Origin of the sequence: Pseudomonas abieticivorans (genome assembly GCF_023509015.1) — a bacterium.
Lineage (GTDB): Bacteria > Pseudomonadota > Gammaproteobacteria > Pseudomonadales > Pseudomonadaceae > Aquipseudomonas > Aquipseudomonas abieticivorans.
Map to the genome: position 1 here is coordinate 3,822,220 of NZ_CP094975.1, position 17,796 is coordinate 3,840,015.

14 protein-coding genes are annotated in these 17,796 nt (G+C 61.9%); 7 read left to right on the forward strand and 7 right to left on the reverse strand.

Going from position 1 to position 17,796, the window contains the following annotated elements; genetic code table 11:
- The first annotated feature begins 3 nt into the window (after positions 1-3).
- Positions 4-207: a hypothetical protein gene (locus tag L9B60_RS17525; RefSeq protein ID WP_249672018.1), complete on the forward strand. Its 204-nt coding sequence runs from the start codon at positions 4-6 to the stop codon at positions 205-207.
- Between the two features lie 69 nt (positions 208-276).
- Here L9B60_RS17525 and L9B60_RS17530 read toward each other — a convergent pair whose 3' ends face one another.
- Together L9B60_RS17530 and lon are read right to left on the reverse strand one after the other, a co-directional pair.
- Positions 277-672, reverse strand: a complete 396-nt coding sequence (locus L9B60_RS17530) for a protease inhibitor I42 family protein (protein ID WP_249672019.1) — start codon at positions 670-672, stop codon at positions 277-279.
- A 100-nt stretch (positions 673-772) separates the two neighbouring features.
- The gene (gene lon, locus L9B60_RS17535; protein WP_249672020.1) at positions 773-3,193 is read right to left on the reverse strand and encodes an endopeptidase La; all 2,421 of its coding nucleotides are present in this window, start codon (positions 3,191-3,193) and stop codon (positions 773-775) included.
- Between the two features lie 285 nt (positions 3,194-3,478).
- Between lon and L9B60_RS17540 the strand changes: the two genes are divergently transcribed.
- From L9B60_RS17540 to L9B60_RS17555, 4 genes are read left to right on the forward strand one after another with little or no spacing between them, the layout of a single operon-like run.
- Positions 3,479-4,186 carry a methylamine utilization protein gene (locus tag L9B60_RS17540; RefSeq protein WP_438865988.1) on the forward strand — a complete coding sequence of 236 codons (708 nt, stop codon included), beginning with the start codon at positions 3,479-3,481 and terminating at the stop codon, positions 4,184-4,186.
- Positions 4,170-6,524: a bifunctional diguanylate cyclase/phosphodiesterase gene (locus tag L9B60_RS17545; RefSeq protein ID WP_249679766.1), complete on the forward strand. Its 2,355-nt coding sequence runs from the start codon at positions 4,170-4,172 to the stop codon at positions 6,522-6,524. The genes L9B60_RS17540 and L9B60_RS17545 overlap by 17 nt, the downstream gene beginning before the upstream one ends.
- 3 nt (positions 6,525-6,527) lie before the next feature.
- Positions 6,528-7,391, forward strand: coding sequence for a DUF3034 family protein (locus L9B60_RS17550; protein ID WP_249672021.1), 864 nt, complete (start codon positions 6,528-6,530; stop codon positions 7,389-7,391).
- The gene (locus L9B60_RS17555; protein ID WP_249672022.1) at positions 7,391-7,819 is read left to right on the forward strand and encodes a group I truncated hemoglobin; all 429 of its coding nucleotides are present in this window, start codon (positions 7,391-7,393) and stop codon (positions 7,817-7,819) included. Before L9B60_RS17550 ends, L9B60_RS17555 begins: the two co-directional genes overlap by 1 nt.
- Positions 7,820-7,882: 63 nt before the next feature.
- Here the strand turns inward: L9B60_RS17555 and L9B60_RS17560 are convergent, their stop codons facing one another.
- Positions 7,883-10,303 carry a glucose/quinate/shikimate family membrane-bound PQQ-dependent dehydrogenase gene (locus tag L9B60_RS17560; protein ID WP_249672023.1) on the reverse strand — a complete coding sequence of 807 codons (2,421 nt, stop codon included), beginning with the start codon at positions 10,301-10,303 and terminating at the stop codon, positions 7,883-7,885.
- A gap of 100 nt (positions 10,304-10,403) precedes the next feature.
- Positions 10,404-11,786 (reverse strand): carbohydrate porin, encoded by a 1,383-nt coding sequence (locus tag L9B60_RS17565; RefSeq protein WP_438865989.1) that lies wholly within the window; start codon positions 11,784-11,786, stop codon positions 10,404-10,406.
- A 396-nt stretch (positions 11,787-12,182) separates the two neighbouring features.
- Between L9B60_RS17565 and L9B60_RS17570 the strand changes: the two genes are divergently transcribed.
- Positions 12,183-12,407: a VF530 family protein gene (locus tag L9B60_RS17570; RefSeq protein ID WP_249672024.1), complete on the forward strand. Its 225-nt coding sequence runs from the start codon at positions 12,183-12,185 to the stop codon at positions 12,405-12,407.
- An 18-nt stretch (positions 12,408-12,425) separates the two neighbouring features.
- Positions 12,426-13,088, forward strand: a complete 663-nt coding sequence (locus L9B60_RS17575; protein WP_249672025.1) for a Pr6Pr family membrane protein — start codon at positions 12,426-12,428, stop codon at positions 13,086-13,088.
- Here L9B60_RS17575 and L9B60_RS17580 read toward each other — a convergent pair whose 3' ends face one another.
- The 3 genes from L9B60_RS17580 to L9B60_RS17590 all read right to left on the reverse strand — a co-directional run bounded on the left by L9B60_RS17580 (position 13,089) and on the right by L9B60_RS17590 (position 17,682).
- Positions 13,089-13,868 carry a siderophore-interacting protein gene (locus L9B60_RS17580; protein WP_249672026.1) on the reverse strand — a complete coding sequence of 260 codons (780 nt, stop codon included), beginning with the start codon at positions 13,866-13,868 and terminating at the stop codon, positions 13,089-13,091.
- A complete protein-coding gene (locus L9B60_RS17585) occupies positions 13,865-14,446 on the reverse strand; it encodes a PadR family transcriptional regulator (RefSeq protein ID WP_249672027.1) in 582 nt (193 codons plus the stop codon). The genes L9B60_RS17580 and L9B60_RS17585 overlap by 4 nt, the downstream gene beginning before the upstream one ends.
- A 104-nt stretch (positions 14,447-14,550) precedes the next feature.
- Positions 14,551-17,682, reverse strand: a complete 3,132-nt coding sequence (locus L9B60_RS17590; RefSeq protein ID WP_249672028.1) for a transglycosylase domain-containing protein — start codon at positions 17,680-17,682, stop codon at positions 14,551-14,553.
- Positions 17,683-17,796 lie beyond the last annotated feature (114 nt).

A 17,796-nucleotide genomic window follows, 5' to 3' on the forward strand; every position in this document is an offset into this window, starting at 1 on the left:
AATATGCAGACTATCGTCAGATTACTCGAGGTGCCTATGAAAGCCGCACATCATACCGCCAAGGCGTTGCTCATCGCTCAGTTTGAAGAAGACGCTCGTCGGCTGGCGGGCGACATTTCCTCCAATCAACGCCGCCTCCTCAAGGTAGGCTTGGAGAAAGGCAAGGTGCTTGAGCCTGTAGGTCGGCTGGCAGGGCCAGAGGCCTGAATCCACTTTATAAAAAACCGCCCAAATGGCGGTTTTTTTATCTACAGGTGATTCAAGTGATAGCAATATTTACTTCACGGTAATAGCACAATCGAAGGTTTGCACCGGCTTCACTTCCGGCGCCCACGGCTGTTGATACACCAGCAGCAAGTGCCCATCGCCCGCGTTTTGCGCCTGGAACTGCCACACCGACTGGCCGGCGCTGCCGACCAGGCCCGCGTCTTCCGGGTTGCTGTAAACCTCGGGGCCCAGGCTGCGCAAAATTCCGGGTGCAGGGTTCTGCACCTTCCAGCGGTAGCCGGTGGTGGGGTTGCTGGGCAGGGTCAGAATCAGGTGCTGGCCGGTGTGCAAGGCCAGGGGGCAGTCGCTTTGCTTGGCCAGGCTGACGTTCTGTTTGGGCGCTTGTTGGGCGCAGGCGGCGAGCAGGGCAAGGCTCAGCGGGACGAGCAGGCGGGCTGGTTTCATGAAGGCTCCGGGCAATCAGGGATGGCGCCAGCATAACCGAAGATGAGGGCAAAGCCATTTGGCTGCATTGCCGCACAGGGGCAATGCAGCCAAACGAGTGTCAGAACAACACTTTTGCGACGTCAGAGAAGCGCTTGGCGAAGTGCACGGTCAGGCCCTGTTTCAGGTAGTCCGGCAGCTCTTCGAAGTTGCCACGGTTGGGCTCCGGCAGGATCAGCTCATGGATCTTCTGGCGCCGCGCGGCAATCACCTTCTCGCGCACGCCACCAATGGGCAGCACGTGCCCGGTCAGGGTCAGTTCGCCGGTCATGGCCACGCCTTTTTTCGGCGCCTGGTTGCGGGCCAGGGACAGCAGGGCGCTGGCCATGGTCACCCCGGCACTCGGGCCGTCCTTGGGCGTGGCGCCTTCCGGTACGTGCAGGTGCACGAAGGCTTCGTCGAAGAAGGTCGGATCCGCCCCGTATTGCTTGAGGTTGGAGCTGACATAGCTGTAGGCGATCTCTGCCGACTCCTTCATCACCTCACCCAATTGCCCGGTCAGCTTGAAGCCGCGGTTCAGCGTGTGGATGCGCGTGGCTTCGATCGGTAGGGTGGCGCCGCCCATGCTGGTCCAGGCAAGGCCGGTGATCACGCCCTTGCCCGACAGCACTTGCTCGCTGCGGAACACCGGCATGCCCAGGGCGGCTTCCAGGTCCTTGGTGCCGATTTTGATTGGCGTGCCCGGGGCGTCGAGCAGTTTGACCACGGCCTTGCGCACCAGTTTGCCTAGCTGTTTCTCCAGCTGGCGCACCCCGGCTTCGCGGGCATAGCCTTCGATCACCGCGCGCAGGGCGCCGTCGCTGATGCCCAGGGTGGCCTTGTCTACGCCGGCTTTTTCCAGCTGCTTGGGCCACAGGTGGCGCTTGGCGATGGCCATTTTTTCTTCGGTGATGTAGCCCGACAGGCGGATCACTTCCATGCGGTCCAGCAACGGCCCGGGGATCGAGTCCAAGGTGTTGGCGGTGCACACGAACAGCACCTTGGACAGGTCCAGGCGCAGGTCCAGGTAGTGGTCCAGGAAGTCGACGTTCTGTTCCGGGTCCAGGGTTTCCAGCAGCGCCGAGGCTGGGTCGCCCTGGAAGCTCTGGCCCATCTTGTCGATTTCGTCGAGCATGATCACCGGGTTCATCACCTCGACGTCTTTCAACGCCTGCACCAGCTTGCCCGGTTGGGCGCCGATGTAGGTGCGCCGGTGGCCCTTGATCTCGGCCTCGTCACGCATGCCGCCGACGCTGAAGCGATAGAACGGCCGGCCCAGGGATTGCGCGATGGACTTGCCGACGCTGGTCTTGCCCACGCCCGGCGGCCCCACCAGCAGCACGATGGAACCGGCGATCTCACCCTTATAGGCGCCTACCGCGAGGAACTCCAGGATGCGTGTCTTGATGTCATCCAGCCCCGCGTGATGCTGGTCGAGCACCTTGCGTGCGTGCTTGAGGTCCAGTTTGTCCTTGCCGTACACGCCCCAGGGCAGGGCGGTGGCCCAATCCAGGTAGTTGCGGGTAACGGCGTACTCCGGCGAGCCGGTTTCCAGGATGCCCAGCTTGCCCATCTCTTCGTCGATGCGTTTTTTCGCCTGGGCGGGTAGGGTCTTGCCCTCCAGACGCTGCTGGAATTGTTCGACGTCGGCGCTGCGGTCGTCCTTGGTCAGGCCCAGCTCCTGCTGGATAACCTTGAGTTGTTCTTTCAGGAAAAACTCGCGCTGATGTTCGCCGATCTGCCGGTTCACTTCCGCAGAGATCTCTTTTTGCAGATGCGCGACCTCGACCTCCTTGCGCAGCATGGGCAGCACTTTTTCCATGCGCTTGAGCATCGGCACGCAGTCCAGCACCTGTTGCAGCTCGGGGCCTGTGGCCGAAGTCAGGGCGGCGGCGAAGTCGGTCAACGGCGACGGGTCGTTGGGGCTGAAGCGGTTGAGGTAGTTTTTCAGCTCCTCGCTGTACAGCGGGTTGAGCGGCAACAGTTCCTTGATCGCATTGATCAACGCCATGCCGTAGGCCTTGACCTCGTCGGTCGGCTCGCTGGGCTGGTGCGGGTATTCGACCTCGACCAGGTAGGGCGGGCGATGATGCTTGAGCCAGGTGCGGATGCGCACCCGGGACAGGCCCTGGGCGACAAACTGCAGCTTGCCGTTCTCTTTGCTGGCGTGGTGGATCTTTACCAAGGTGCCGTACAGCGGCAGGTTGGAGGTGTCGAAATGCCGAGTGTCTTCCGGCGGCGTTTCCATGAAGAACAACGCCAGCGAGTGATGCGGGGTCTTGGCCACCAGGTCCAGGGTTTCGGCCCAGGGCTCTTCGTTGACGATGACCGGCAACACCTGCGCCGGGAAAAACGGCCGGTTGTGGATCGGGATGATGTACACCTTGTCCGGCAGGTTTTGCCCGGGCAGGGTCAGTTCGGTGCTGGAGTGAGTCGAATGCTCGATGTGTTCGCTTTCCAGGTGTTCGGAGGGATTCTCGGGGAAGTCCTGCTGGTTGCTCATGGGGCACCTGCGCAATTGGCTATGGTGCTTAGATGGGGCAGTTCGTCGGTGGTTTCAATGGCAGCCCTTCAGCTTTACCAAACCCTGACGATATCTATGAAAACCTCTCTGAAACGACGCTAGGGTTGTGTCAGTGGGCCAGTATTACCGTTCGTCTCCTTTGCCGCGTAATGGCAAAAGGCTACAATATATAACGTGCGCTTCCTTTATGTGCCGGGTAACCTGCTTTAACGTTTCACTTGAACGCCAGGGTCGGCTCTTGTTCTGTCTTGCCGAGTTTCCCGCATGCGCAAAGTGCTGATTGCTGTTTTGACCCTGTTGGCCCTGCTGCCAGTGGCTGCCGACGTCCAGGCGGCGAGCCTGGACGCGCAAATGCTCGACCAGGACGGCAAGCCGCTGCGCAACGCGGTGTTGACCTTGAGCGGCAATGGCCTCAAGGCGCCGGTTGCCGGCAAGGCCGACATGGACCAGCACGACAAGCAGTTCGCGCCCCATGTGTTGGTGGTGCACACCGGCACACAGGTCAAGTTCCCCAACAGCGATGACATCCGCCACCAGGTCTATTCGTTCTCCGAACCCAAGCGTTTCGAGTTGCGCCTCTATCAAGGCACGCCCAGCCAACCCCTATTGTTCGATAAGCCAGGCGTGGTGGTGCTGGGGTGCAACATTCACGACACCATGCTTGGCTACGTCTACGTGACCGCCGACCCAGTGTTTGCCGTGAGTGACGACAAGGGGCGCATCCACCTGGCCGACCTTGCGCCCGGGCAGTACACCGCGACCCTGTGGCACCCGCAATCGGCCGACCTGCGTACCCAGCCTGCGGGCGACATCCAGGTGCCCGCCGCGGGGCTTAAACAAAGTTTCAAGGTGACGGTGCAACCCGCCACTGGCGAGGCAATGGGTGACATGGATGGCATGGACATGAGCGAACACTCACAGAGCGACTTTGGCAATGCCTTTGATCAAGCTGCCCGTGAACCTGCGAAATAGCTTCCAGGCGCGCATCGCCTGCGTATTGATCCTGCTGTTGATGGTAGTGATCGGTGCGTTGACGTTTGCAGTCAAGGGGGCCACCAACGAAGCCGTGCGTGCCCAGGCCAATGAACAGCTGGAGGTAGGTGCGCGGGTATTCGAGCGCTTGCTCGATGCCCGCGGGCGCCGCCTGCGCGATGGCGTGCAGGTGCTGGCGCAGGATTTCGGTTTTCGCGATGCGGTGGCCAGTGGCGATTCGGCCACCATCCGCTCGGCACTGGTCAACCACGGCATGCGCATCAATGCCAGTGACGTGTTCCTGCTGGGCATGGACGGTCGGGTGCTGTCGAGCACCCTGGACAGTGTCGCGGTTGGCACACCGTTCCGCTTTGACCAGGCCCTGCGCGACATGCGCCGCAGCAAGCAATCGATGTTGATCGTGCCGTTGGCCGGGCAACCGCACTTGCTGGTGGAGGCGCCGGTGATGGCGCCCCTGCCGATCGCCCGGGTGGTGATGGGCTTCAGCATGGACAGCGCGTTCGCCCAGGAACTGCGCTCGATGACCAACTTGCAGGTATCGTTCCTGGCCATCGACAATGCCCAACCGGGCGCGTTGGTCAGTACCCAGCCGGCCGGCTTGCTGGGCAGCCTGAGTATCTGGATGCAGGGCAATCAGAAAGCCCATGGCGTCACCCTGACTGTCTTTGGTGGTGAGAACTACCTCAGCCAGCCGGTGCTGCTGGGCAACGACAGCAGCGGTCAAGGCCAGGTCGTCGCGTTGCTGCAAAGCCCGCTGGACGAAGCGATGCGCGCCTTCGCCCCGCTGGACCAGAACATCCTCGGCATCTCGTTGCTGGCCTTGCTGGCATCTTTGGTCGGCGCGTTGTTGCTGGCACGCAGCGTTTCGCAACCGGTGCAGGCCTTGGCCCAAGCCGCCGGGCGCATCCGCAAGGGTGACTACCAGACGCCTCTGCAAATGACCCGCAGCGACGAGTTGGGCCTGTTGGCCACCGCTTTCAACCAGATGCAGGAGGGCATCGCCGAACGTGAGCAACTGATCGCCCACAACGCCTTGCACGACAGCCTGACGGGCCTGCCCAACCGCGCGTTGGCCATGGAGCGCCTGGGCAGTGCAATCGCCGCGCAACGGCCGGTGGCCTTGCTGTACCTGGGCATCGATAACCTGCGCTCGCTCAGTGAAAACGGTGGGCCGGCCTTTGTCGACAGCCTGTTGCAACGGGTTAGCCAACGCCTTCTGGCAGCAGTTCGCCCGGGCGATACCGTGGCGCACCTGATTGCCGACGAGTTCCTGTTGCTGCTTGAAGGCATCGACAGCGACAGCGCGGTGGCCATGGCCGACCAGGTGCAGCAATTGCTGCTCAAGCCCCAGCGTATTGGCGGGCACGACATCGCCATCGATTGCCGTATCGGTATCGCGGCCTATCCTGCCGATGGCGTGACCTGCGACGAGTTACTGGCCCGCGCCGCCATCGCCATGAAAGACGCTGCCGACATACCCGGTCGCCTGCAGGTGTATGAGCACGGCCGCGACCTGGCGCACCAGCGCCAGATCAGCTTGATCCGTGACTTGCGCCGCGCCGCGGCGAACGGCGAACTGTTGCTCAACTATCAACCCAAGCTCGACATCCGCCAGGGCAGGGTGCGCCAGGCCGAGGCCTTGTTGCGTTGGCAGCACCCGCAGTTCGGCATGGTCTCGCCGGCTGAGTTCATCGAGCTGGCCGAGCGTACCGGCAGCATCCAGAGCCTGACGCGCTGGGTGATCGGCGAGGGCATCCGGCAGTTGAGCGAATGGAACAAGCGCGGCATGCGCGTGCAGTTGTCGTTGAACATTTCCGCCGATGACCTGCATGGCCAGGACCTGGCCGAGCAGGTGACGCGAGTGCTCAAGCAGCACAACGTGCCGGCCGAGCAACTGATTTTCGAGATCACCGAAAGCGCCGTGATGCGTGAGCCGGAATCGGCGCTCAAGGTGCTCAACCGTCTGCGCGAGTGCGGCATCAGCCTGTCGGTGGATGACTTCGGCACCGGCTATTCATCGCTGGCCCACCTTAAGCGCCTGCCGGTGCAAGAGCTCAAGATCGACCAGTCCTTTGTGCGCAACCTGGATGAAACAAGCGAAGACGCGGTGATCGTGCGCTCCACCATCGAGATGAGCCACAACCTGGGGCTCAAGGTGGTGGCCGAGGGCGTCGAATACGAACATAGCCTGCGCTTACTCGAGCGCTGGCACTGCGATACCGCCCAGGGTTACCTGATCAGCCGGCCGCTCACTGCGGCGGCGTTCGAGGCCTGGGTCAAACAACCGCTCACCACCCCGTTTGCCATGGTTCATTGATTGATGAAATTCAGAGTTTCCTTTGTGTTGTGTTCATTGGCGTTGGGGTGGGTTGCTCCGGTGCTGGCCGATCAGGGGCGCTTGTTGGCTACCGGGGGTGCATCCAGTATCGAAGGCGCGGCGGGTGGCGGCATCACGCCGTGGGCGGTGCTGGCCGGGTACGGCGAGCAGGGCGAGTGGGGCGCCACGGTGTTCGGCACCACGGTCAACCTGCCGGACTACCGCCTGGACGTGGTGGGCATGGCGGCCAGTTATGACAACCGCATTGAAGTGTCCTATGCCCGTCAGCGCTTTGACTTGGGCTCGCTGGTGCACAAGCTCGGCCTGCCCGAAGACAGCCTCAGCCAAGACGTGTTCGGCCTCAAGGTGCGCCTGTTTGGCGACCTGATCTACGACGACTTGCCGCAAGTGTCGCTGGGCCTTGAGTACAAGCACCAGCGCGATTTCCTGATCCCGAGCCTGGTGGGCGCCAAGCGCGACCACGACGTGGAAGGCTACCTGGCCGCCAGCCGGTTGTTCCTCGGCGCGGCGTTTGGCTACGACCTGCTGGTGAACGGCAACCTGCGCTACAGCCGGGCCAACGAGCTGGGCGTGCTGGGGTTTGGCGGCGACCGGCGTGACACGCGCAGCGTGCTCAAGGAAGGCTCGGTGGCCGTGATGTTCAACCCGCGTTGGGCCATGGGCGTGGAGTATCGAGAAAAGCCGGACAACCTGTCGTTCTCGGGTGAAAGCGATTGGGCCGATGTGTTCGTCGGCTGGTTCCCGACCAAGCATGTAGCCTTTGTGCTGGCATATGCCCGCCTGGGCGAGATCGCCACCCTGGACAACCAGAACGGCACCTACCTGTCCGTGCAGGGGAGTTTCTGATGAAGCCATTGATCGCCGCAGCCCTGGGCCTTGCGCTGTTGTGGGGTTGCAGCGCGCAACAGCCCGCGCGTGATGACAGCCTGTATCAAGCGCTGGGCCAGCGCGCCGGTATCCAGAAAATCGTCGAAGGCATGCTCTTGAACATCGCCCGCGACCCGCGCATCGTCGAGCACTTTCGCAAGATCGACATCGCCCGCCTGCGCGACAAGCTGGTGGAGCAGTTTTGCGTGGAGGCCGGTGGGCCTTGCGTTTATACCGGCGACAGCATGGCCGAGAGCCACAAGGGCCAACACCTGACCCGCAGCGATTTCAACGCCTTGGTGGAAGACCTGATCAAGGCCATGGAAGCGCAGAACGTGCCGGTGCCGGCGCAGAACCGGTTGTTGGCAAGGCTTGCGCCGATGCGCGGTGAAGTGATCGAAAAATAACGTTTCACAGGCATAAAAAAACCGCCGCGCCCTTCCGGGAGCGGCGGTTTTTTTTAACCGGCCTTACTCAGCCAGTTTGTAGGCGATGATGTAGTCGCCCATCTTGGTGCCCAGCGAGCCATGGCCGCCAACCACCGACAGCACGTACTGCGCGCCATCCTTGCCGGTGTAGGTCATTGGCGTGGACTGGCCACCAGCCGGCAGGCGGCTGGACCACAGCTCCTTGCCGTTGCGCACGTCATAGGCGCGGATGTACTGGTCCAGGGTGCCGCTCAGGAAGCCGACGCCGCCGGCCGTCACCATGGAGCCGCCCATGCTTGGCACACCCAGGTTCAGGCCCAGTGGCACGGGCGAGCTGTCACGGCTGGTGCCATTCTTGTGCTTCCAGACGACCTTGGCCGTGGTCATGTCGATACCGGCCACGTAGCCCCAGGCAGGTGCCTGGCACGGTACGCCGAACGGCGACATCAAGGGGTGCATGATCACCGCGTAAGGCGCGCCAGCGTTAGGTTGCACGCCGCTGGTTTCGCTTTCGCGCTTGCTGTTGGCGTCGACTTTGGCGCGTGGCACCAGTTGCGATACGAACGCCATGTAGTTAGGGCTGGTGAACAGCATCTGGCGGACTGGGTCTACCGATACCGCGCCCCAGTTGAACACACCGACGTTGCCTGGGTAGATGATGCTGCCCTGGACCGACGGAGGGGTGTACTGGCCTTCATAACGCAGCGACTTGAACTGAATACGGCACAGCAGTTGGTCGAACGGGGTCACGCCCCACATGGATTTTTCGTTCAGCTCTGGTGCCAGCAGGTTCAGCTCGGAGCGTGCTTGGGTCGGCGAGGTATGATCACCCTCGACAGCGCCTTGCGGTACCGAGATTTCCTGGATCGGCACGATCGGCGTACCGGTGCGACGGTCCAACACGTACAGGCTGCCTTGCTTGGTCGGCTGAATCAGCGCCGGCTTCACGCCTTCGGCGGTCTTCATGTCGAGCAGGGTCGGTTGGCTCGGTACGTCCATGTCCCACAGGTCGTGGTGGGTGAACTGGTAGTTCCAGCGCAGTTTGCCGGTGTCGATGTCCAGGGCCACGGTGCCGGCGCTGAATTTCTCCGACTCTGGGGTACGGTTGCCGCCCCATTGGTCAGGCATCTGGTTGCCCAATGGCAGGTAGATCAGGCCCAGCTTCTCGTCGACGCTGGCCAGCGACCACATGTTCGGCGAGTTGCGGGTGTAGGTCTGGCCTTCGGCGATCGGCGCGGTAGCGTCCGGGTTGCCGGCATCCCAGTTCCATACCAGGTGACCGTCGTGCACGTCGAACGCACGGATCACGCCCGATGGCTCGTTGGTGGATTCGTTGTCGGTCACGTGGCCGCCAATGATCACCAGGTTACGGGTGATGGCAGCGGGGGAAGTGGCGTAGTAGCCACCTGGGGTGAACGAGCCGATGTTGGCGCGCAGGTTCACCACGCCTTTGTTGCCGAAGTCTTCGCAGACTTTACCGGTGTCGGCGTTCAGCGCGATCAGGCGGGCGTCGGCGGTCGGCAGGAACAGGCGACGCGGGCAACTGGTGGCGACGGCCTGGCCAGCGGTCGACAGGGCTGCCGGGGTGCTGATGGCGTCAGACTTGCTGTAGTTGGCTTCGTCGTAGTACGACACGCCACGGCAGGTCATGTGCGCCCAGCCACGGAAGTCATTGCCGTTAGGGCCTTGGATTTCAGGGTCGAATCGCCAGATTTCCTTGCCGGTGTCCGGGTCCAGGGCCAGCACCTTGCTGTGGGCGGTGCAGGCATACAGCATGCCGTTGACCTTCAGCGGGGTGTTCTGGTTGGTCAACTCGACCGGGTCTTTGTCGGTCGGCATGTCGCCGGTGCGGATACGCCACACTTCTTTCAACTTGCCGACGTTAGCCGCGGTGATCTGCTTGAGCGGCGAGTAACGCTCGCCGAACTCGGTACGGCCATACGACTGCCATTCGCCATCGGGCTGGGTTGGCGCGGCGCTGGCCATGTCGGCGGTATCGCGGCCCAGGTCGCCCTTGATTTCACCCGGGTTGGTGAACTGGCTGGCCACCGCGCAAGCGCCGGCGATGATCACGGCAGCACCCAGTGCGCGGGTGGCGACCGGCGCAGGGCCGTTGCGCAGCAAAGGCACGCGGAAGGCTGGCAGCCACAGCAGCGCACCCAGCACGAACCACAGCGACAGGCGTGGGACCAGTTGCCACCAGTCCAGGCCGACTTCATACAAGGACCAGACGGTGCTGGCGAACAGGAACAGCGCGTACAAGCCGATCGCGGCCTGGCGACCGGTCAGCAGCAGGATACCGTTGATCACCAGAACAACACCGGCGATCACGTAGTAAAGCGAGCCGCCCAGGGTGGCCAGTTTGATACCCAGGCCTAGCAAACCCAAACCAAGCAATAGAAATACCAGGCCCAACAAGTTGGGCCACAGGCGAGATCTACTCAAAGCACCGTCAGTGCTCATAGTGTGTTTCTCCGTTACGTTTTAAGTAGTGGAGCGTAGTTCAGAATTTTCCTACGCTCCTGCTGAGGTACTACAGCGAACGAATAGTTCGCTTTTAAATTCAGAAAGAACTTTGAATCTTGATGCCACCGACCCAGGCGTTATCCACTTCGGAGACGCCGCCAGGGTGGCGCACGTACTGCAGGTTGGGGCGCACGGTCAGCCAATTGGCCACGTGCACGCCGTAATTGAGTTCGGCGCTGGATTCGGTGCGTTGGATCGGCAAGTAGCTGGGGTCGTCGTAGTCATACACGGCGTTGGCGAGGTTCTGCGCCTCGGCGTTTTTGCGGTAGGCAGGGTTCACGTGGATGCGCGCCACGGCAAAGCCGATGTCATCCTTGGGGCGGGCGTCGAACAGGCCCTTGTACACCACGCCGGCCTGCACATAGTTGTCGACCATGTTGGTTTTCTTGTCGTGCACGGTCACGTTGCCGAACACGCTCAGGCCGCGCGAGTGGTCGCTCGCCAGGCTGGTCAGTTGCTGGTTCAGGCCCAGCCAGTAGCCGTGCTTGCTCGAACTCGAGCGGTAGTCATCGCCGCTGAGGGCGGCCGGTTGGCCTTGGTTGTCTTTATAGACGTCCTTGGCGTTGGCGGTGCTGTAGTAGTAACCGGCACGGTATTCGCCCGGCAGGCCGTTCAGGGTTGGGGTCCACACCAGTTCCACGGGCAGTACCGCGCCTTGGGTGCCGCTGCCGCTCAATTTGAAACCGTTACCATTTTCCAGGTTGGACGGGTTCTGCTCGTAGGCGCCAACCTGTGCGTAAACCTCTGGGGTGATGTGGTACTTGACGCGCATCGCCCATTGGCTGACCGGCCAGTTGTACCAGATGGAACCGGCCCAGTTGCCAACTTGCGAGCCGCAGAACGCCAGGTTCTGGAAGTCGCAGTTGAAGCTGTTGAAGTCTTCGCCTTCGCCAAAGCGGCCGACCTTGATGTCGAGCTTGCGGTCCAAAAACTTCTGTTGGTAGTACATCTGGGTCAGGCGCACGATGCTGCCGCGGCCATAAACTTCCTGGGACGAGCTGATGCCGCCGGTGCGCGGGTCGGCCACGCGGTCGTTGGTGATGTTGTCACCGTTGCGGTCGGTCAGGGTCAGTTGGAACTCGGCGTCGTGCCAGCCCAGGATTTTCTGCAGGTCCATGTGCATGCCCAAGGCGAACTGGTCGCTGTAGCGGGTGGCGTGGTCGTGATTGTAGCCGCCGTGCAGGTTGCTGCCGGTCTCGCCCACGTAGTCCAGCTTGAAGTCGTAACCGGCGTTAGCCAGCTCGGTACGCTTGCCGCCCCAGTCGCCCAGCATCCACGGGGAGTCGCTGTCGAATGCCGGTGCGGCCTGGGCGCAGGTGGCCAAGCCCAGGGCAGTCATGCCGCCCAGCAGTCGGAGGGCCTTTGCACAGGCCAGGGAAGTGCGAGCGACGCGAGGACGCTGGAAGTCGATATCGGGCATTTTTTATACGATTCTTAATTATTAACTAAACGGTACATTATGTTTGCGGGGTGTTTATCCGGAAACGATAAATGTAGGTTTTATTACGAAAGTTAAACGCTTCAGTTTGCAGCGCGCGAAGGATATAGAGGTTTTTTTGTGAATTAAAGATGTTAAAGCAACATGAATAATTGCTCAGCGTGTAACAATGAAGCTAATAACCCCGCACGGTGTAAGTGTTCTTTGCGCGGCGCTCCAGCCGCTAGACTGAGCGAATGGCTAATTGGCAATTTTCAGAAACGCCCTACAGGCGCTTGCAAAAGAGCCTATTCAACCACCAAGGCCACTGCGATAGGCTCTTCCCCCTGCCTGACGGCTCGGCTATGGTGCGCACCTTTCACTCGGCTGGAGCCCGGCATGACCGATACCCCCAATAACCCGCTGCACGGCGTTACCCTTGAGCAGATCCTCAATGCGTTGGTCGCCCACTACGAGTGGTCGGGGCTGGCCGAACGCATCGATATCCGCTGCTTCAAGAGCGACCCCAGCATCAAGTCCAGCCTGACGTTCCTGCGCAAGACGCCGTGGGCACGGGAGAAGGTCGAGCGCTTGTATGTGAAGCTGCAGCGCACCAAACGCTGATTGCCAAGGAAGAGTTGCATGCCCCACGAGATGTCCCGACCCCTGAAGTGGTTCACCCAGGGTGCGGCCTGGATGGCCTGGGTGGCCTTGGCCTTGCAGCTGTACATCACCTTGATGGTGCGCTGGCAAAATGAAGCGAGCCTGTTGGGCGGGGTGGTCAATTTCTTCAGTTACTTCACGATCCTCACCAATACCCTGGTGGCTGTCGTGTTGACCAGTGCGGTGGTAGGGCGAGCGTCCAGGGGGCGGGATTTTTTCCGACAGCCCTGGGTAAGTTCCGGGGTGGCGGTCAGCATTGCGCTGGTGGGGTTGGTCTACAGCTTGCTGCTACGTGATCTGTGGCATCCCGAGGGGTTGCAGTGGTGGGTCAACGAATTGCTGCATGACGTGCTGCCACCGGTGTTCCTGTGCTTCTGGTGGTGCTGTGTGCCCAAGGGCCAGCTACGCGTGCGGCATGTCCTGCGGTGGATGCTGTACCCCACCGTCTACTTCGCCTACAGCTTGTTGCGCGGCCATGTGATCGGGACTTACCCATACGGGTTCATGGACGTCGGCGAGTTGGGCTACACGCAGGTGTTCATCAATTGCCTGGTGATTTTGGTGGGTTTCATTGCCATGTCACTGTTGCTGATTGGCCTGGATCACTGGCAGGGCAAGCGCCAGGCCGTCAGCATTTCGTGATCAGCCCTCGTCGTTTTCGTCCAGGCGCCAGTAGCCGGCGGCCTTGACTTGGCCTTCGTTCAGGCCGCGAGCCTGCAACAGCACTTTACGCACGCGGCGTGACAGGGCCGCCTCGGTGGCAATCCAGGCGTACAACTCGCCTTTGGGCAGTTCCAGGTCGGTGACCACGCTCTCCAGGTCGCCGGTGTGGCGCTTGACCCAGATCACTTCCACGCTTGCCGCGCTCTGGAACGCTTGTTTTTCCTCGGCGTTCTCGATTTCCACTACCACCAGGGCAGTGCGGCCGGCCGGCAGTTCTTCCAGGCGCCGGGCGATGGCCGGGATGGCGGTTTCGTCGCCGATCAGCAAGTAGCTGTCGAAAATGTCCGGCACGATCATCGAGCTGCGCGGCCCACCGATGTACAGGTGCTGGCCAGGTTTGCATTGCTCGGCCCAGGTCGAGGCAGGGCCGTCGCCGTGCAGCACGAAGTCGATGTCCAGTTCGCCGCCGGCCAGGTCGATGCGCCGCGGGGTGTAGTCGCGCATGGCCGGCTTCACGCCGTCTGCGCCGGGCGCGCCGAGCACCATGGTTTCCAGGGCTGCTTGTTCCTCTGGGGTGCGGGGGAACATCAACTTGATGTGGTCGTCGCTGCCCAAGCTCAGGAAACCTGCCAGCTCTGGGCCGCCCAGGGTGATGCGGCGCATGCGTGGGGTCAGGTCGACCACGCGCAGCACGTCCAGGCGGCGGCGTTTGATTTCGTGCATGACGCGGTGTACGCCTTGGGTGTTCTCAGCCTTCATTGAGCTTTCTCCTGGGTCTGTGGGCCGTCGACGATGGCCTTGGCGGTGGTGTTGAGCAGGTCGCGCACACGCAGGATTTCTTCCGGGCTCCAGCGACCATGGTGCAATTGCAGGGCGTGGCGCAGGTTGTGCACCGCTTCGTGAATCTCGGCTGGGCGGTCGTGGCCGCGCAGCGAGCGTTTGCTCACGTCGATGCGGGTGCGCACGCCGTCCAGGGCGATGGCCTGGTCCAGCAAGGACTGGCGACCCGCTTGGGTCACGCTGTAGAGCTTTTTGCCGCCTTGGGCATCGCCGCTGATCATTTCGCTTTCTTCAAGGAAGGTCAGGGTCGGGTAGATCACGCCAGGGCTGGGGCTGTAGGCGCCATCGAACATGCCTTCGATCTGGCGGATCAGGTCGTAGCCGTGGCAAGGCTGTTCCGCCACCAGGGCCAACAGCAGCAGTTTCAGGTCGCCGGGGGCAAATACCCGTGGGCCGCGGCCGCCGCGCTCACGGCCGGGGCGGCGTTCGAAGCCATCGCGGCCATCGCCCAGCTCGCGGCCGGAATGGGGGTGGTGGGGGTGGTTGTGCTCTCTCATCTCGTCTTCTCCTGTCTAGTTAAGATATACCTTAAGATATATCTTAATCAGGATCAAGAGCAGCTTTAAGCTTCAAGCCTCAAGCTGGACCGACGGGAGCCGGCCTACGGTGCACCACTTGAAGCTTGCAGCTTCAAACTGGCAGCGGGTGCCGGCCCCCGGCACTCAGTATTTGCGCCGGGCTGCAAGTAGGGCGTGAGGATCGGCGCCATGCCCTTGAGCACCTGCACCGGCAGCGCCGAGGTAAATTTGAATGCCTCCGAGGCCCGGCCCGGCACAAACGCGGTCAGGGTGCCGAAGTGGTTGTCGCCGATAAAGAACACGAAGGTGGCCGTGCGGTTGATGGATTTGGAGCCCAGCACCCGGCCGCGGGCACCAAAGCTTTCGATGCGGTTGTCACCGGTGCCGGTCTTGCCGCCCATCACCAGCGAGGTGCCATCGGCGGTTTTGAAGCTGCCCGAGACGCGCCGCGCAGTACCGGCGTCCACCACTTGCGACAGGGCTTCGCGCATGGCCCCGGCTACTTCCGAAGGCAATACCCGCTTGGCTTTGCTCGGGTCACTGATGATCTGGGTTTCGTAGGGGGTGCCTTCGGCGAAGTGCAGGGAGTCGATGCGCATGACCGGCAGGCGCACGCCATCGTTCTGGATGATCCCGATCAGCTCGGCCAGCGCGGCGGGGCGGTCGCCCGAGCTGCCGATGGCGGTGGCCAGGGACGGTACCAGGTGGTCGAACGGGTAGCCCAGGCGCTGCCAGCGGCGGTGGATGTCCAGGAAGGCCTCGATCTCGAGCATGGTGCGGATACGGCTGTCACGGGCGCTCTTGTGTTTGCTTTTGAACAGCCAGCTGTATACCTCTTGGCGTTCGAAGTGGCTGGCGGTGGTGGCTTCGCTGAACTTGGCGTCGGGTTTTTTCATCAGGTAGCCCACCAGCCACAGGTCCAGTGGGTGAACCCGAGCGATATAGCCTTGGTCGGGCAGGTCCCAGTGGCCGGGGCCGTAACTGGTGTAGTACTCGCCCAGGCGTTTGTCGGTGACGCTGTCGCCTTTTTTCAGGTGCGAACGGACGAAGGTGTTGAAAGTGGCCGGGTCGGCGTCCGGGTACAGGTAGCGGTGCACGGCGGCCAAGTGCGAGGCGGTAGGGTGCATGCCGTCGAGGAAGGTATCCAGGCGCGCGGCATTGTCCTTGTGTTGGTAGCGCTTCCAGAAGCGCAACAGGAACTCTGTGCCTTCGCGGTCGGCAAAGCGCGCCAGGTATTCCTGGCGGCGCGGGTCGCCATCGTCCTTGAGCAGTTGCGCGCTGTTATTGGGCGCCTGGTAGGTGCTGTAGCGCACCAAGTCGCGCATCAGGCGGATAAAGGGCAGGTTGATCGACTCGCGCAGCGCTTCCTTGAGGGTGGGGATACGGCCGTTGTCCTCACGGCGGAAGTTGACGAAGCTGTGCATGCCGCCGCCGGTGAAAAAGCTTTCACCGGGGCTGGCTGAATACTTGCGCTCCAGCGCTGCCTCCAGCATGGCCTTGAGGTTCTGGTCCTTATTTTGGATTAGGTAGTCGACGGCCCAGCGGGTCAGGCGATCGTTTTCGTTGATGTCCACCTTTTTCAGGTCGGCGGGTGCTTGCCCGGCAAAACGGTCGTGCAGTTCGCTGATGATCTCCAGGTAACTGGTGAGCACGCGCATTTTGGCCGTGGAGCCCAGTTCCAGCTTGCTGCCCTCATTGATATCGAACGGCTGGTCGGTGCTGTCGGTTTGCACCCGCACCCGATCACCGTCCGGGGTGCGCTCGAACAGAGTGAAGCTGTAGTTCACTTGCGAGGTACTGGTGGGGGTCAGCAAGTGCTCGCCGATCAGGCCCAGTTGCTGGGCCACGGTGGGGTCGGCAAGTTTTTTGATGTAGTCGGTGGCCTGGCGCTGCAGGTCACTTTGCAAGGTGGTGGTGGCCGACAGGTCCAGGCGGTCCAGGTCGTACAGTGGCCGGTTGAGCAGCACCGAAAGGCGCGTACGTGCCGCACTGATGCCTTTGTTGGTTTCGATCGGTTGAATCGTCGGCTGTTGAACCCAGTCGCGGTAGCTGACCTTGCTGGCCAGGGCGGCGTCGCCAAGTTTGCGGTCGATCACGTTATTGGCGGCCAACAAGCGGATATGGCTGTCGGTCAGTTGCGCCAGTTCGTCGTGGCCCTTGTTCAAAAAGTGCGAAGGCCGGCGCTGGGCAATCATCAAGGACAGCACCTCGCGCAGGGCCAGGCCGCGGGCAGCCAGCCTGGTCGGGTCGGTGGCGGTGGCGTTGAGGTCCTTGTTGACCTGGTTGAAGTCGGCGCCGTACCACACGCGCAGGCCCTCGGCCATGCCGTGCACTTCGCCATGGCCGGGTACTGCCGAAAGCGGCACGCTGTTGAGGTAGTCGCGCACGATGCGCTGGCGCGCTTCCAGGGTTTGCGGGCCGTCTTGGTAAGCACGTACGCTGGCCGAGAGCATTTGGCGAATTTTTTCGCTGCCCGAAACGGTGAGGCCGTCGGGCGAGTGGCGGTACTTTTCCAGTTGCGTGGCCAAGGTGCTGCCACCTGCAGACTGGCCGGGCAGCGACAGCAATTTGGCCACCTGGGAGTAGGCCGCCATGCCGAAGCGCGGCCAGTCGACCGCCGGATTCATCAGCGGTTCGCTGTGGCTGAGCAGGTCGCGGTCTTCGATGAACAACAGGCTATTGACCACCACCGGTGGAATTGACTGGAAACTGGGGTACAACAGTTGCGGATAGTGAAAACCGTACAGCAATTCGTCGCGGCAGTCGGTAATCGACAAGCCCGCCTGGATTTTCTCGGAGTAGGGCACGAACAGCCCGTGGTCGTAATAGGCCATCAAGTCTGGGGAAAAGTGAGTCTGGTCCTTGATCACGTAGTCGCGCTTGAGCAGGCGCGGCAAAAATTCGCCCAGGTCGCTGTAGCCCAAGCGCTTGTCGAACGGGCCGCTGCCAGGGTAGGCGATGGCCTTGCTGGGGCCGGGTTCCAGGGTGTAGGTGAGGGTCTTGGCCAGTTTGCTGAATTCGCGCGCCTGTAATTTGGAGGTGCGCATTTCCGAGGCGATGGCAAACCCCAGGGTCACCAGGGCGATCAACACGAGTAACCAGAACAGGCGCCGCCACAAATGGCGCTGCCGCGGGCTTTTTGGCGGGGTAGGGGGTTCAGGACTGTCAGTAGGCACTGCAGTCCGGGTGGGTTCGTTTTGCCACAAAGCGCCCATAGTGTTCAGCCCGGTTACGTAAATTCATCGCACCTTGCTGAAGCTTAGACGTTGCCGGTCAATGGTGAAAAAATTGTCGAAAATGTGGCGAAAAAAACCATTGGCGCTGCTAAG

What these genes read in the sequence shown, in the direction of transcription:
- L9B60_RS17525 (WP_249672018.1), top strand. Translation starts at nt 4, where the DNA reads ATGCAGACTATCGTCAGATTACTCGAGGTGCCTATGAAAGCCGCACAT.
- L9B60_RS17530 (WP_249672019.1), bottom strand. Translation starts at nt 672, where the DNA reads ATGAAACCAGCCCGCCTGCTCGTCCCGCTGAGCCTTGCCCTGCTCGCC.
- lon (WP_249672020.1), bottom strand. Translation starts at nt 3,193, where the DNA reads ATGAGCAACCAGCAGGACTTCCCCGAGAATCCCTCCGAACACCTGGAA.
- L9B60_RS17540 (WP_438865988.1), top strand. Translation starts at nt 3,479, where the DNA reads ATGCGCAAAGTGCTGATTGCTGTTTTGACCCTGTTGGCCCTGCTGCCA.
- L9B60_RS17550 (WP_249672021.1), top strand. Translation starts at nt 6,528, where the DNA reads ATGAAATTCAGAGTTTCCTTTGTGTTGTGTTCATTGGCGTTGGGGTGG.
- L9B60_RS17555 (WP_249672022.1), top strand. Translation starts at nt 7,391, where the DNA reads ATGAAGCCATTGATCGCCGCAGCCCTGGGCCTTGCGCTGTTGTGGGGT.
- L9B60_RS17560 (WP_249672023.1), bottom strand. Translation starts at nt 10,303, where the DNA reads ATGAGCACTGACGGTGCTTTGAGTAGATCTCGCCTGTGGCCCAACTTG.
- L9B60_RS17565 (WP_438865989.1), bottom strand. Translation starts at nt 11,786, where the DNA reads ATGCCCGATATCGACTTCCAGCGTCCTCGCGTCGCTCGCACTTCCCTG.
- L9B60_RS17570 (WP_249672024.1), top strand. Translation starts at nt 12,183, where the DNA reads ATGACCGATACCCCCAATAACCCGCTGCACGGCGTTACCCTTGAGCAG.
- L9B60_RS17575 (WP_249672025.1), top strand. Translation starts at nt 12,426, where the DNA reads ATGCCCCACGAGATGTCCCGACCCCTGAAGTGGTTCACCCAGGGTGCG.
- L9B60_RS17580 (WP_249672026.1), bottom strand. Translation starts at nt 13,868, where the DNA reads ATGAAGGCTGAGAACACCCAAGGCGTACACCGCGTCATGCACGAAATC.
- L9B60_RS17585 (WP_249672027.1), bottom strand. Translation starts at nt 14,446, where the DNA reads ATGAGAGAGCACAACCACCCCCACCACCCCCATTCCGGCCGCGAGCTG.
- L9B60_RS17590 (WP_249672028.1), bottom strand. Translation starts at nt 17,682, where the DNA reads ATGGGCGCTTTGTGGCAAAACGAACCCACCCGGACTGCAGTGCCTACT.